The sequence below is a fragment of the Streptomyces sp. NPDC051172 genome, from assembly GCF_040682555.1.
Classification (GTDB): domain Bacteria; phylum Actinomycetota; class Actinomycetes; order Streptomycetales; family Streptomycetaceae; genus Streptomyces.
Window position 1 is genome coordinate 85,717 of the sequence record NZ_JBFBBE010000030.1, and the last position, 13,326, is coordinate 99,042.

The window sequence follows — 13,326 nt, forward strand, 5'->3', positions numbered from 1 at the left end:
GGGCGGGGCCGGGGGAGTGACCCGGCGCGTGGCTACACCGCTGCGGGTTCCGCTTCCTCCGCCTGCTCCTTGGCGGCCGCTTCCTCCCGGTCACGGCGTTCGCGCCGCACCAGCACCCACCAGCCCACCGGGACACCCGCGGCGAACAGCCACCACTGGATCATGTACGCGTAGTTCAGCGGGGCGTCCTCGCTGCCGGGGTCGGAGATCTGCTCGGGGCTGTTGCCCTTCGCCTCCGGTGCCGTCTGCTCGATGTAACCGCCGAGGACCGTGGCGCCGAGCCGCCGGGCCTGCTCCTCGCTGTTGATCAGCATGACCTGCCGGTCCGGCAGCCCCTTGATCTCCTTGATGCCGCTCGCCGCGGTTGTCTCGTCGGCCTTCAGCCGCCCCTTGATGGTGACCCTGCCGACGGGCGGTGCGGGGATCTTCGGGAAGGTGGTCTGCGCCCCGTTCGCCGGGATCCAGCCGCGGTTGACCAGCACCACCTTGCCGTCCGTCAGGACGAACGGGGTCAGGACATGGAAGCCGACCTCGTCGTCGGAGTTGGTGCGGCGCCTGACGACTTCCTCGCGGGCGGTGTCGAAGGTGCCCGTCGCGGTGACGGTGCGGTACTTGTCGGCGCTGGTGACCGCGTGCCCGGGGGAGGTGAGCTGCTCCACGGGGACCGGCTTGGCGTGCAGTGCCGCGGAGACCAGGTCGTTGCGGGCGGTGCGCATCTCGTAGCGGTGCTTCTGCCAGATGCCCAGCCTGATCATCGTGGGGATCAGGAGGAGGGCGATCAGGGTGAGAATCACCCACTGCCGGGACAACAGGAAGCGGTACACCCCACGACCGTACAACTCGGTCGTGGGGTGCATGAGGCCGGGTGGCGGGTTACATCTTGTCCACGATGCCCACCTTGCCCTCCTCCCGGGCACAGTGCGCTCCGCAGAACCACTGGCCTTCGACCTCGACTCCCTGCCCGATGATCTGCACACGACAGTGCTCGCACACGGGTGCCATGCGGTGGATCGCACAGGAGAAGCAGTCGAAGACGTGCACCGCCCCCTGCGCATGCACCTCGAAGGTCATTCCGTAGTCATTGCCACATACTTCACAGGTCGCCATGCGCCACAGGGTGAGCCGTCGCCGCCGCGCGGGCGAGCGGGCGGCGGGCGAGTCGCGTGGCAATCACCCGTCCGTACGGGTCATCGGTCGGCGGGCTCCACATCCCTGAGCAACTGCCCGAAGGCCGCCTCGTCCACCACCGGGGTCCCGTACTGCCGGGCCTTGACCACCTTCGACGTACCCGAGTCCGGGTCGTTGGTGACGAGCAGGCTGGTCAGCCGGGACAGGCTCGTCGCGACATGCAGCCCAGCCTCGACCGCCCGGTCCTCCAGCAGCTCCCGCTCGACGGAGGTGTCGCCGGAGAAGGCGATCCGCATGCCCTGTTTGAGTGGTTTGCCGTCCTGGTAACGCCCTGGGTTGGGATACGGGCATGCGGGCCTTTTACGGGAGGGGCGCCAACTGCTCGGCCGATAACTGCCGTAGCCGCTGCTCTGCTGTCCGATGTGCGGCGCCGGCCGGTCCGCCCACTCCGTCAGCGGCCGGCACTCGTGCAGCGGCAGCCGTACGCCTCCGGCCGCCGCGGCCGTGAGGCTCGGCCGGAACGCCTCCGCCAGCACCCGCGCGTCGTCCAGCGCGTGGTGCGCGCGCTGCTGTACGACGCCGAAGTGGGCGGCCAGCGACTCCAGCTTGTGGTTGGGCAGCGGCAGACCCAGCTCCTTGGAGAGCGCGATGGTGCACAGCCGCTGCCGCACCGGCGCCTCGCGCTGCGCGCGCGCATACTCCCGCGCGATCATCTGCCAGTCGAAGACCGCGTTGTGCGCGACGAGCACCCGGCCCTCAAGGCGGGTCGAGAACTCCTCGGCGATGTCCTGGAAGAGGGGTGCACCCTCGAGCGCCTCGCTCGTCAGACCGTGGATCCACACCGGTCCCGGGTCCCGCTCCGGGTTGACCATCGTGTACCAGTGGTCCTCGACCTCGCCGCGCGCGTCCAGCCGGTAGACGGCCGCGGAGATTATCCGGTCGTCCCGGGCCAGGCCGGTGGTCTCCACGTCAACGACCGCGTATCCCTGCGGATACGCGGCCGGCCACGCTGTGGGGGAGGACGCTGCGGTCGTACGGTCTTCGAGCATGGTTCCTGAGGATACGGCCCGGCACTGACAGTCCTGTCCGTCAGGTGGCGTTCCCTGACGGTCTGTTCGAGTGCCGCGAATGGCGCGAAAGTCTGTGCCCCGGCTATGGACCTTTTCGGCGGCCGGTTCGACCGTGCTGCCCGCCCGGCGCGTGACGGTCGACGGAAGGGCGGTACGGCCATGGCGCGCGTACGGTACGGGGCACGGACCGAGGCGGAGATGGCCGCCGCGCGCACAGCGGTCGCGAAGCTTGCCGACATCTGGTCCACCGGGGCGGTGGCCCTGCGGGAGCCCGACCCGGACGCTCTCGCCGCGGTGCTGCCACCGCCCCTGAAGCCCACCGGCCGACCCCTGGTCCGGGTGAACATCAGCCGGGTCGACCTGCCCGGACACCCGCTCGGCGCGGGCTCGTTCGCGGTCGCCGCCGCGCACGCGGGCGTCGGCGGCTGGTACCCGCTCGTCATGCCGATGACCCAGGAGCGGGCCCTCACCGGCGGCCGCGAGGTGTTCGGGGAGCCTCGCTCGCCCGGCACGGCATCGCCTTCGTCGAGGTGCGCGGCGCGGTGAGCGGGCCGCTGCCGCTGCCGGAGCCGAGCCGGAAGACCGGACCTCTACTTCAAGTTCCTTCCCGCGGTGGACGGTTGGGGCTTCGACGCCGACCCGGTGCTGGTGCGGTGAGAAGACCAGCGAACGGGTCAGTGCCCAGGCCCTGTTGCCGTACATCCACCAGCGTTACGACGATCCGCGGCAGATCCTCGACGCGCCTCCGGCGGGCAGCGTCTGATGCTGTGTCTGCCCGGGGGACAACCCCCGGGCCCCGGCAAAGAGAGGCGTGACCGTGGAGCTGACAGCTGGACAGGCGGCCGTGGACCTGCGCGCCGAGGGTGCCGACGTGCACGCGCGCGTGGTCGACGTCGGCGAGCGTCCCGTACTCCAGGGAGGCAACTGGCCGAGCCGTTGACCGAACCACCGGCGGACGCGACGAGCCCGGCGTTCGCCCGGGGAGCGTCGGTACGGGTGTGGTGACGCCCGCAGTGGGATCCTCCTGGTGTGACGGAACCAACGCATGGCGGCGAGGCGCACAAGGGCGCACTGGGTGGGCGGCTGAACTGGCTGCGCGCGGCCGTGCTGGGCGCGAACGACGGCATCGTGTCCACCGCAGGTCTCGTCGTCGGTGTGGCCGGCGCGACGGACGACCGCTCGGCCCTGCTCACCGCCGGTCTCGCGGGCCTGCTGGCCGGGTCGATGTCGATGGCCGCCGGGGAGTACGTGTCGGTCTCCACCCAGCGGGACTCCGAGATGGCCGCACTCGCCCTGGAACGGGAGGAGCTGCGCGAACAGCCCGAGGCCGAGCTGGAGGAACTCACCGGGCTGCTGCAGGAGCGGGGCATGTCCCACGAGGTCGCCAGGGAGGCGGCCGAGCAGCTGACCGCACGGGACGCACTCAGGGCGCACGCGCGCGTGGAGCTCGGCATCGACCCCGACGAGCTGACCAATCCCTGGCACGCGGCGTGGGCGAGCTTCCTCGCGTTCACCGTCGGCGCACTGCTGCCGCTGCTGGCGATCGTCCTGCCGCCCGCCCACTGGCGGCTCCCGGTCACCGTGCTCTGCGTACTGGCCGCCCTCGTCCTCACCGGCTGGACCAGCGCATGCCTCGGCGGCGCCCGGCCGGCGCAGTCCGTGCTGCGCAACGTGGCGGGCGGAGCGCTGGCCATGGGAGTCACCTACGCGGCTGGGACGCTGCTGGGGGCGGCCGGGGTCTAGGACCTGTCGTTTGGATCAGCTCGGCGTCGCGGGGTCTGGCACGTACTGGAGGGGCCCCCATCGCTCCGCGTCGCCCGCCGCGGCAGCGGCTGATGTCACAGCCTCCTCCGCCTTGCAGCTGCACGCTCCCCCACTCTCGACTTCGCTCGAGCGGGGGGACCCCCATGACCCCGCTCGGGGGAGCCGGGAAGCACCGCTAGCCATGGCCGACCTGATCCAGACGACAGGCCCTAGCAGGCCCGATTCCCGCTGGTCCGCGCCGCCCTCGGCGAGCGGCGGGCGTCCGCGGCGGCGTACCGTGAAGTGCGCCCGACCACCCCCCGAGCGCACCCATGACACCGCACGAGAAGGACCCTCGCCATGCGCGCCACCACCATCCACGCCCCGTACGACATGCGCGTGGAGGACGTGCCCGAGCCCGTGGTGCAGCTGCCCACCGACGCCGTGGTGCGGGTGCTGCGCGCCTGCATCTGCGGCAGCGACCTGTGGGCGTACCGCGGCGAGGCGGCCCGGCAGCCGGGGCAACGCATCGGGCACGAGTTCCTCGGCGTGGTGGAGGAGACCGGCAGCGAGGTCTCGAACGTCCGGCGGGGTGACCTCGTCGTCGCGCCCTTCATGTGGTCCGACGGCGTCTGCGACTACTGCCGCGAGGGCCTCACCACCTCCTGCGAGCACGGCGGTTTCTGGGGCTCCGTCGGCTACGACGGCGGCCAGGGCGAGGCCGTGCGCGTGCCGTTCGCCGACGGCACCCTCGTGCAGCTCCCCAAGGACGCCGCCTCCGACGACCACCTGCTGTCCGCCCTGCTGACCCTCTCCGACGTCCTCGGCACCGGCCACCACGCGGCCCTCGGCGCGGGCGCCCGCCCGGGAGCCACGGTCGCCGTCGTCGGTGACGGAGCCGTCGGTCTGTGCGCGGTGCTCGCCGCCAGGCGGCTCGGCGCGGAGCGGATCATCGCCCTCGGCCGCCACCAGGTCCGCACCGACATCGCGCGCCGCTTCGGCGCCACCGACGTCGTCGCAGAACGCGGCGAAGCGGCCGTCGAGGCCGTACGCGAACTCACCCGCGGCCAGGGCGCACACGCCGTCGTCGAAGCCGTCGGCACCGAACAGTCCATGCGTACGGCGGTCGACATCGCCCGCGCCGGCGGTGCGATCGGCTTCGTCGGCGTGCCGCACGGCAGCGGTACCGGGGTCGACCTCGGCGTGATGTTCGACCGGAACATCGCACTGCGCGGCGGCGTCGCACCGGTCCGCGCCTACATCCCGGAACTCCTGCCCGACGTTCTGGACGGCACCGTCGACGCCTCACCGGTCTTCGACCTGACGGTCGGTCTGGAGGGCGTCCCCGACGGCTACAAGGCGATGGACGAGCGCACGGCCCTCAAGGTGCTCGTCACCAACGACTGACCGTCACGACCAGCGGATCGGCAGCGGCAGCGCCGTCAGCAGTCCCGACACCAGGACCACCACCCCGAGCGCCGCGACCTCCACGCGCGCGGGGGAGCAGGCGGTCAGCGGGTCGGTGGCGCGGCGCAGCCGGATGCGCGCCCACAGGGCGAGCAGGGCGACGGTGGCCACCAGGATCACCTTGGCGAGCAGAGTGCGCCCGTACGCCGTCGTGGTCAGCTGGTCCAGGATGGTGTGCGACGGCATGCGGCGCAGCGAACTCCACACCCCGGTCGCGGTGATGGCGGCGAGCAGAATGGCCGCCACGCGCGCGTAGAGCCCCAGCAGGGCCGCGCCCGTCTCGGAGGGGCCCCACCGGCGCAGCGTCCGCAGTGTGTGCAGCAGACTCCCCGACCACAGCGTCGCGCACGTCAGGTGTACGACCGTCAGCCCCGACCCGAGCAGCGGGCTGTGTTCGGTCGTGGGGTGCGCGCGGAGGGCTTCCGTGGTGATGATCGCGGCCAGCGGCCAGACCTGGGTGGCGGGGCGGCGCGAGAGGGCGCAGAGGCCGGCCGCGAGAAAGGCGTTGACCTCGACCAGCGCGAGCTTGCCGTCCCGTGAGTCGTAGAGGCCGCCGACGTTGATGTCGGCCAGGCTGTGCGGCACCAGGTTGCCGGTGGACACGACCGAGGCGAGGCCCAGTGCGGCGACGAAGCCGGCGGCGGCCGTGTACGGCGCCCAGCTGCGGGGCGCGGTTTGTGGAGCGTCGGGCAGCGAACGGGCCAGACGCTTGACGAACAACTCGCCCACCGGCACGCACAGGGCGGCGAACAGCACCGCCCGCAGCAGTGCGATGCCGCTGACACCGGGCGCGGCGGCCTCCCCCGTGCCGTGCAGCGCGACGGACGGGCCGAGCAGCGGTATCAGCGCGGCCAGGGCCACCAGGACGAGTACGGCGACGGCTCGGCCGGCCCGGGGGCGCCGTACCGGCTCCCCGGCCTCGGCTTCGCCGGCCGTCGATTTTATCAAGGTCACCTCACGATGTTCGCCAGCCTTCGCAGAACGGGGCAAGTGGAGTAAGACAACTGGGGTACGGCATTCTGCTCACAGGTACGCTTTCGGGCGCTCCCGTGACTCAGATCCAGCGCGCGGGATCCGTGCCCCAGGGCACCGGCGGCCGCGCCCAGTCGGCGGGCCCGCCCGCGAAGGACACCGGTGGCAGCGCGTACCGCAGCCGCCCCAGCGAGCTGTCCGTCTCGGCGAGCCAGGGACCGGGCCCGGCGTACGGGTCCTGGCCCGCGGCACCGGCCCCGATGCCGTTCACGAGCCACTCGGCCGTCCGCGCCAACGCCAGCCGTACGCACCGGCTGCCGCCCTCGTACGACTGCTCGGTCAGCGCCCGCAGCACAGCCGCCGCCAGCAGATAGCCCGTCCCGTGGTCGAGCGCCTGCGCGGGCAGCGCCCCCGGCTGCTCGGGGGAGCCTTCGACGGCGGCGATCCCCGACGCCACCTGCACCAGGCTGTCGAAGCCCCGCCGCTCCCTCCACGGCCCGTACGCACCCCATGCCGACACCTGCGCCACGACCACCCCGGGCCGCCGCTCCGCCAGCGCGTGCGGCGACAGCCCGAACCGGTCCAGGGCGCCCGGCCGATAGCCCGTGACGACCACGTCCGCCGCCGCGAGCAGCTCCTCGAAGGTGCGCCGGTCGGCCGCAAGGTCCAGCGTCGTCGACCGCTTCCCGAAGCCCGTGTCGGCGTGCTGGTCGGGCAGTTCGGGCAGCTGCGGGGGGTCCACGCGCAGCACGTCCGCGCCCAGCAGGGCGAGCGTGCGGGTGGCGACCGGGCCGGCCAGCACCCGGGTCAGGTCGAGGATGCGCAGTCCGGCCGCGGGCAGCAGGGGAGACCCGTCGAGCGGGGCGAGCACGCGCGCGTGCGCGGAGTCGAGCCGTGCGCGCTCCACCAGGGGCCGCGCGGCCACCTCCACGGCCTGCTCGTGCGCGGCCCACCTCTCGGGGGTGCGCAGTGCCACGGCCAGACCCCCGGCCGCGTACACCGCCTCCTCGACCTCCAGTGCGGACCGCTCGGCCAGCGCGGCTTCGACGGCGGCCACGTCGTCCGGCACACCCAGTGCGTCCAGCAGCCGTGTCCGGTGGTGCGGATAGTTCGCGTGCGTCCGCACCCATCCGTCCGCGGTCCGCCAGAACCGCGACAACGGCGCGAAGCTGACCGGCGCCCGCCCGTCGACCAGCAGGTGCCGCTCGCTGTGGAAGGCCGCGGCGACGGCGCCGTCGTCCACCCGGACCGCGGGCACCTCGGGGAGCCCGCTCCGCCGTGCCCCGAGCTCGGCAGCGGCCAGCGCGCAGGCCCCGACGCAGGCCCGCGCCAACTCCCGTACGGGAAGGCGCCCCTGAAGAGCGCCCTCCCGCACCACGGTCGACGCCCGCGGGAGAAGGGCGGCATCGCCGCCCAGTGCGGACCATGCGAACTTGATTGCAGTCATGACTGGACTATGCATCATTGACTGAATCAATATATGGAGGGGGTTGACCGCTCTACTTGGTCACTGCGGTCAGCGCGTCCACCGTGCCCCAGCCGTAGAAGCCGTTGTAGTTCCTCGGTCCCTCGCACACCGCGTCGACCTTGCCGTCCCCGTCGATGTCGTACGGGTCCGTGCATGCCGTGCCGTCGGCCTCGGCGTACAGCAGGGCCTTCACCAGGGCGGCAGAGGCGTGCGGATGGGTTGACTTGATCAATGCGGCGACCGCTGCCACATGCGGCGAGGCCATCGACGTACCGGCCATGTAGCCCCACTTGCCGCCCGGCAGCGTGCCCAGGATCAGGCCGCTGGTGGCCGGCGGGGCCGGGGCCTGGTAGCGGGTCGAGTCGCCGCCCGGAGCGGCCACGTCGATGATGCCCAGACCGTAGTTGGAGAACGACGACTTGATCCCCTTCGCTCCGGTCGCCGCCACCGTCACCACACCCGGCAACTGGGTCGGTATGTCAAGGCATTTGGACGGATCGACCACCCGGTCGGAGGGGGTGCCGTCGTTCGGCGAGGACGGGTCCGTGATCGAGTCCGAGGCCAGGTCGTACTTCTCGTTGCCGGCCGCGGCGACGTTGACCGTGCCCTGGCGCTCGGCGAACCGCGCGGCCCGGGTGACGGCGTCCACGAGCGCCTTCTGGTCCGGGTCGTCGGTGCAGTTGAAGTACCAGGGATCGGTGTAGTAGCTGTTGTTGGTGACGTCGACGCCGTGCTCGGCCGCCCACACGAAGCCGCAGACCACGGCCTCGGTGTAGAAGTAGCCGTTCGGGTTCGCCACCTTGATGCCGGCGACCTTCACGCCCGGAGCGACACCGGTCATGCCGATACCGTTCTTGGCGGCCGCGATCTCGCCCGCCACATGCGTGCCGTGCGGGCTCTCCGAGGCGCTGGGGCGCCAGGCCCCGCCGGTCGTGTCCGGCTTGCCCGACACACAGTTGACCGAGGCGTTCCGGTTGAAGTTCGGCGCGATGTCGGGGTGCGTGTCGTCCACGCCGGTGTCGATCACGCCGACCGTGACCTTCGGGCTGCCCAGCGACTTCTCGTGCGCCTTGTCCGCCTTGATGGCGGCGAGGTCCCACTGCAGGGGCTCCAGCGGGTCCTGCCCGTCGGCGGCCTGAACACCCTTCAGCTCCTCGGCCGTGAGCGCCTTCGGGGCGCCCACGTCGGTCGTCGACTGGGCGGGCAGCGGTGCGTTGCGGGTGTTGCCTGCCGACTCCACCCCGTGCACGGTGCGGATGGTCCTGGCGAAGTCGGGGTTCGCCGAGTGGACGACGATCACGCCGATCTCGTCGTACGACGTCACGATCGTGCCGCCGGCCTCCGCGATCGCCTTCTTCACGTACGCCGGGGCTCCATGCCCGGAGCGGACGTTGACGACATAGCTGAGAGAGCTCGCGTCGGCGGTGGTCGTGGCCGTCGGCGTGCTGTCCGAGGCCGCGGCCATGCCGTTCGGCAGAAAGGCGAGGGCCGTCGCCATCGCCATGCCGAGCGGGATCACGATCGCGCGGCGGTAGCGCGGGTGAGGCGCTGTCATGTGTCGGTGTCTCCAGTTCGTTCGCGGTGCGAGCGGTGGCTTCGGGCCGTGTGGGCGGTCCGGGGCGGCGCGGTCCCTGTCACCGCGCCGCCCGGGCAGGCACTGGATCTACTTCACTGCGCGCAGCGCGTTGACGATACCGAAACCGTAGAATCCGTTGATCCGTTTGCCGCCCACGCAGGTGGCGTCCACGACGCCGTCGCCGTTCCCGTCGTACGGGTCGGTCGGGCAGCCCGGGTTGTCGGCCTGCGCCTTGAGGAGAGCCTGCAGCTGGGCCGGAGTCGCCCACGGGTGCGTCGACTTCAGCAGCGCGGCGACGGCCGCGACGTGCGGTGTGGCCATCGACGTGCCCTGCAGGAAGCCGTAGGAGTTGTTCGGCAGCGTGGACAGGATGCGGCCGTTCTTCGACGGCGTGTCGGGGATCTTGTACTTGTCGCCGCCCGGCGCCGCGACGTCGATGACACCGTCGCCGTAGCTGGAGTAGTACGACTTGGCGCCCGTGACACCCGTCGCGCTGACCGTGACCACACCCGGCAGCTGGGTCGGCACGTCGAAGCACTTGTGGGGATCGACCGTCCGGGTGACCGCGGTCGAGTCGTCGGGGCTGGAGGCGTCGACGAGGGCGTTCGAGTCGAGATCGTTGTTGGAGTTGCCCGCGGCGGCCACATTGAGCGTGCCCTTGCGCTGTGCGTACAGCTGCGCCCTGTTGACCGAATCAACAATGGCGCGCTGATCGGGGTCGTCCATGCAGTTGTACTGCCACGGATCAACGTAGTAGCTGTTGTTGGTGACCTCGACGCCGTGGTCGGCGGCGAACACGAAGGCGCACACCACGCTCTCGGGGAAGAACAGCTGGTTCGCGTCCGGCTGCGCCACCGTGATGCCGGCGACCTTCACACCGGGCGCGACCCCCGCGACACCGATGCCGTTGCGGGCCGCGGCGATCTCGCCCGCCACATGGGTGCCGTGGTAGTGGTCGGCATCCACCGGCCGCCAGGAGCCGTACGTCGTGTCCGCCTTGCCGCTCACACAGTTCGCGGACTGCGAGGCGGAGAAGTTCGGGGCGATGTCGGGATGGGTGTCGTCGACGCCGACGTCGATCACGGCGACGGTCACGTCCTTGCTGCCCGGGTCGACCTTGGCCGCCTTGTCGGCGCCGATCGCCCTGAGATCCCACTGGTCGGCCTCGAGCGGCTCCTCGCCGGCCGTCGAACTGCCCGCGATCTTCGCGGCCTCGGCCTTGGAGAGGTACTGCACCGCCCCCTCGTCCGTCGTCCCCGCCGCCGTCACCGGCGAGGTGCGCGAGGCCCCCGCGGACTGCACGCCGGGCGCCTTGCGTATCTGCTGGGCGAAGGCGGGGTTCGTGGAGTGGACGACGATCACGCCGATCTTGTCGTACGCCACGACGACGGTGCCACCGGCCGCGGCTATCGCCTTCTTCACCGACTCGATCGTGTGATGGTCCGTCTTGGTGTTGACGAGATACGCGAAGTTTTCCGTGTCGGCCGCCTGTGCCGTGGACCCCGCGCGCGGGGCGGCATGCGCGGCCACCGGCAGGAAGCCGAGCGAGGCGGTCAGCGTGAGCGCCACCGGTACGGCGAGTGCGAGCCGACGTCTGGAACGCAGATGAGCCATGGGGTCTCCACATCATCCGGAAACGAAACCGCCCGAGACGCAGATGCTGCTCGGGCAGGTACATGACGGGCGGTGCAGGCCGAAGCTATCTCCCGGCGCCGCTGGTCAGCAATGAGTTGCCCAAGGTGAGTTCGGAAACAGGTCAAGGGAGTTGAACCTGTCCTCGCGTGGCGCCGTGACCTTGGACAGGGAGCGCGAGGACACTCGCCCCCGATCCCCGTCACAACCGCATCCGCAACGCGAGGAGACTCCGTGGCCACCGAGACACCGCCCCCCTCGAAAACCCAAACCCGACTTCCCTCCACCGAGGAGTTCGTCGCGGAGCAGGAGAGTGCGGAGTTCGGTGAACTGCGCCGCTCCCACCGCTCCTTCGCCTTTCCGCTCACCGTCGGCTTCATCGCCTGGTACCTGCTCTACGTCCTGCTGTCGAACTACGCGGACGACTTCATGGGCACCAAGCTGTTCGGCAACATCAACGTCGCCCTGGTGCTCGGCCTCGCCCAGTTCCTCACCACGTTCCTCATCGCCTGGTGGTACTCGCGGCACGCCGCCGCCAAGCTCGACCCCAAGGCCGAGGCGATCAAGTCCCGTATGGAGGGCGACGCATGAGCATCGCGCAGCAGGCCGTGCTGGCCGCGGGTGAGGCCAGTCAGCACCGGCCGCTGATCATCACCCTGTTCTCGGTGTTCGTCGCCGCGACCCTCGTCATCACCATCTGGGCGGGTCGCCAGACCAAGGACGCCGCCGACTTCTACGCCGGCGGCCGCCAGTTCACCGCCTTCCAGAACGGCCTCGCCGTCTCCGGCGACTACATGTCCGCCGCGTCCTTCCTCGGCATCGCGGGCGCGATCTCGCTGGCCGGCTACGACGGCTTCCTGTACTCCATCGGCTTCCTGGTCGCCTGGCTGGTCGCGCTGCTCCTGGTGGCCGAGCCCCTGCGCAACTCGGGCCGCTACACCATGGGTGACGTCCTCGCCTACCGGATGCGCCAGCGGCCCGTCCGCACCGCGGCCGGCACCTCCACCATCGTCGTCTCGATCTTCTACCTGCTGGCCCAGATTGCGGGCGCGGGCGTCCTGGTCTCGCTGCTGCTCGGCATCACCAGCGACGCCGGCAAGATCGGCATCGTCGCCCTCGTCGGCGTCCTGATGATCGTGTACGTCACCATCGGCGGCATGAAGGGCACCACCTGGGTCCAGATGGTCAAGGCGGTGCTGCTCATCGTGGGTGCCCTGCTGCTGACCTTCCTGGTGCTGCTGAAGTTCAACTTCAACATCTCCGACCTGCTCGGCAAGGCCGCCGACAACAGCGGAAAGGGGTCGGCCTTCCTGGAGCCCGGCCTGAAGTACGGCCTCACCTCGACGTCCAAGCTGGACTTCGTCTCCCTGGGCATCGCCCTGGTGCTGGGCACCGCGGGCCTGCCGCACATCCTGATCCGCTTCTACACGGTGCCCACGGCCAAGGCCGCCCGTAAGTCCGTGAACTGGGCGATCGGCCTCATCGGTGCCTTCTACCTGATGACGCTCGCGCTGGGCTTCGGCGCCGCGGCGCTCATCAAACCGGACGAGATCATCGCCTCCAACAAGGCGGGCAACACGGCGGCACCACTGCTGGCCCTGCATCTGGGCGGTGTCGGCTCCAACTGGGGTGCCATCCTGCTCGCCTCCATCTCCGCGGTCGCCTTCGCCACGATCCTCGCGGTCGTCGCGGGCCTGACCCTCGCCTCCTCCTCGTCGTTCGCCCACGACATCTATGCGAACGTCATCAAGAAGGGCGAGGCCACCGAGAAGCAGGAACTGCGGGCGGCCCGCTGGGCGACGGTCGCGATCGGTGCCGTCTCGATCTGCCTCGGCGCCCTCGCCCGCGACCTGAACGTGGCCGGGCTCGTCGCCCTCGCCTTCGCGGTCGCCGCCTCCGCCAATCTGCCGACCATCCTCTACAGCCTCTTCTGGAAGCGGTTCACCACCTCCGGAGCCCTGTGGTCGATCTACGGCGGCCTGATCACGGCGGTCGGCCTGGTGCTGTTCTCGCCGGTGGTCTCCGGCAAGGAGTCGTCCATGTTCCCCCACGCCGACTTCCACTGGTTCCCGCTGGAGAACCCGGGCATCATCTCGATCCCGGTCGGCTTCCTGCTCGGCATCCTCGGCACCTACCTGTCCAAGGAGGAGCCCGACAAGGACAAGTACGCGGAGCTGGAGGTCCGGTCCCTGACCGGCACCGGCGCCCACTGACGACAGCCGGAAACGGCCCCTGGCCCGGCCGGGTGGTATGGCGCTTCGGAGGGGGCG

Annotated in this window: 12 protein-coding genes and 1 pseudogene; 6 read left to right on the plus strand and 7 right to left on the minus strand. The window is 70.9% G+C overall.

Translation table 11 applies throughout. The annotated features are described in order from the left end of the window. Positions 1-32: 32 nt before the first annotated feature. From AB0N07_RS20215 to AB0N07_RS20225, 3 genes are all read right to left on the minus strand, one after another. The gene (locus AB0N07_RS20215) at positions 33-824 is read right to left on the minus strand and encodes an SURF1 family protein (protein ID WP_365836809.1); all 792 of its coding nucleotides are present in this window, start codon (positions 822-824) and stop codon (positions 33-35) included. A gap of 49 nt (positions 825-873) precedes the next feature. Beyond that, positions 874-1,107: a hypothetical protein gene (locus tag AB0N07_RS20220; RefSeq protein ID WP_365836811.1), complete on the minus strand. Its 234-nt coding sequence runs from the start codon at positions 1,105-1,107 to the stop codon at positions 874-876. Between the two features lie 80 nt (positions 1,108-1,187). After that, entirely contained in the window at positions 1,188-2,177 is a 990-nt protein-coding gene (locus AB0N07_RS20225) for a DEDDh family exonuclease (protein ID WP_365836813.1), read from the minus strand. A gap of 180 nt (positions 2,178-2,357) precedes the next feature. On the opposite strand from AB0N07_RS20225, the pseudogene AB0N07_RS20230 reads away from it, so the two are divergent. The 4 genes and pseudogenes from AB0N07_RS20230 to AB0N07_RS20245 all read left to right on the plus strand — a co-directional run bounded on the left by AB0N07_RS20230 (position 2,358) and on the right by AB0N07_RS20245 (position 5,348). After that, a pseudogene (locus AB0N07_RS20230) lies at positions 2,358-2,961 on the plus strand (acetoacetate decarboxylase family protein). A 54-nt stretch (positions 2,962-3,015) separates the two neighbouring features. Further along, positions 3,016-3,138 (plus strand): hypothetical protein, encoded by a 123-nt coding sequence (locus tag AB0N07_RS20235; RefSeq protein WP_365836837.1) that lies wholly within the window; start codon positions 3,016-3,018, stop codon positions 3,136-3,138. 89 nt (positions 3,139-3,227) lie between these two features. Beyond that, on the plus strand, positions 3,228-3,941 hold the full coding sequence (locus AB0N07_RS20240; RefSeq protein WP_365836815.1) for a VIT family protein: 714 nt from the start codon (positions 3,228-3,230) through the stop codon (positions 3,939-3,941). A 360-nt stretch (positions 3,942-4,301) separates the two neighbouring features. Further along, entirely contained in the window at positions 4,302-5,348 is a 1,047-nt protein-coding gene (locus tag AB0N07_RS20245; protein ID WP_365836817.1) for a zinc-dependent alcohol dehydrogenase family protein, read from the plus strand. 3 nt (positions 5,349-5,351) lie between these two features. Here AB0N07_RS20245 and AB0N07_RS20250 read toward each other — a convergent pair whose 3' ends face one another. The 4 genes from AB0N07_RS20250 to AB0N07_RS20265 form a co-directional block, all read right to left on the minus strand. After that, complete coding sequence (locus tag AB0N07_RS20250; protein ID WP_365836835.1) at positions 5,352-6,356, minus strand: CopD family protein; 1,005 nt, start codon at positions 6,354-6,356, stop codon at positions 5,352-5,354. Between the two features lie 106 nt (positions 6,357-6,462). Continuing rightward, positions 6,463-7,827, minus strand: coding sequence for a CoA transferase (locus tag AB0N07_RS20255; protein ID WP_365836819.1), 1,365 nt, complete (start codon positions 7,825-7,827; stop codon positions 6,463-6,465). Positions 7,828-7,879: 52 nt separating this feature from the next. After that, complete coding sequence (locus AB0N07_RS20260) at positions 7,880-9,403, minus strand: S8 family serine peptidase (RefSeq protein WP_365836821.1); 1,524 nt, start codon at positions 9,401-9,403, stop codon at positions 7,880-7,882. Positions 9,404-9,511: 108 nt separating this feature from the next. Next, positions 9,512-11,038, minus strand: coding sequence for a S8 family serine peptidase (locus AB0N07_RS20265; protein WP_365836823.1), 1,527 nt, complete (start codon positions 11,036-11,038; stop codon positions 9,512-9,514). 252 nt (positions 11,039-11,290) lie between these two features. On the opposite strand from AB0N07_RS20265, the gene AB0N07_RS20270 reads away from it, so the two are divergent. Both AB0N07_RS20270 and AB0N07_RS20275 read left to right on the plus strand, forming a co-directional pair. After that, positions 11,291-11,647, plus strand: coding sequence for a DUF485 domain-containing protein (locus AB0N07_RS20270; protein ID WP_365836825.1), 357 nt, complete (start codon positions 11,291-11,293; stop codon positions 11,645-11,647). Then, the gene (locus AB0N07_RS20275) at positions 11,644-13,269 is read left to right on the plus strand and encodes a cation acetate symporter (RefSeq protein ID WP_365836827.1); all 1,626 of its coding nucleotides are present in this window, start codon (positions 11,644-11,646) and stop codon (positions 13,267-13,269) included. The genes AB0N07_RS20270 and AB0N07_RS20275 overlap by 4 nt, the downstream gene beginning before the upstream one ends. Positions 13,270-13,326: the final 57 nt, after the last annotated feature.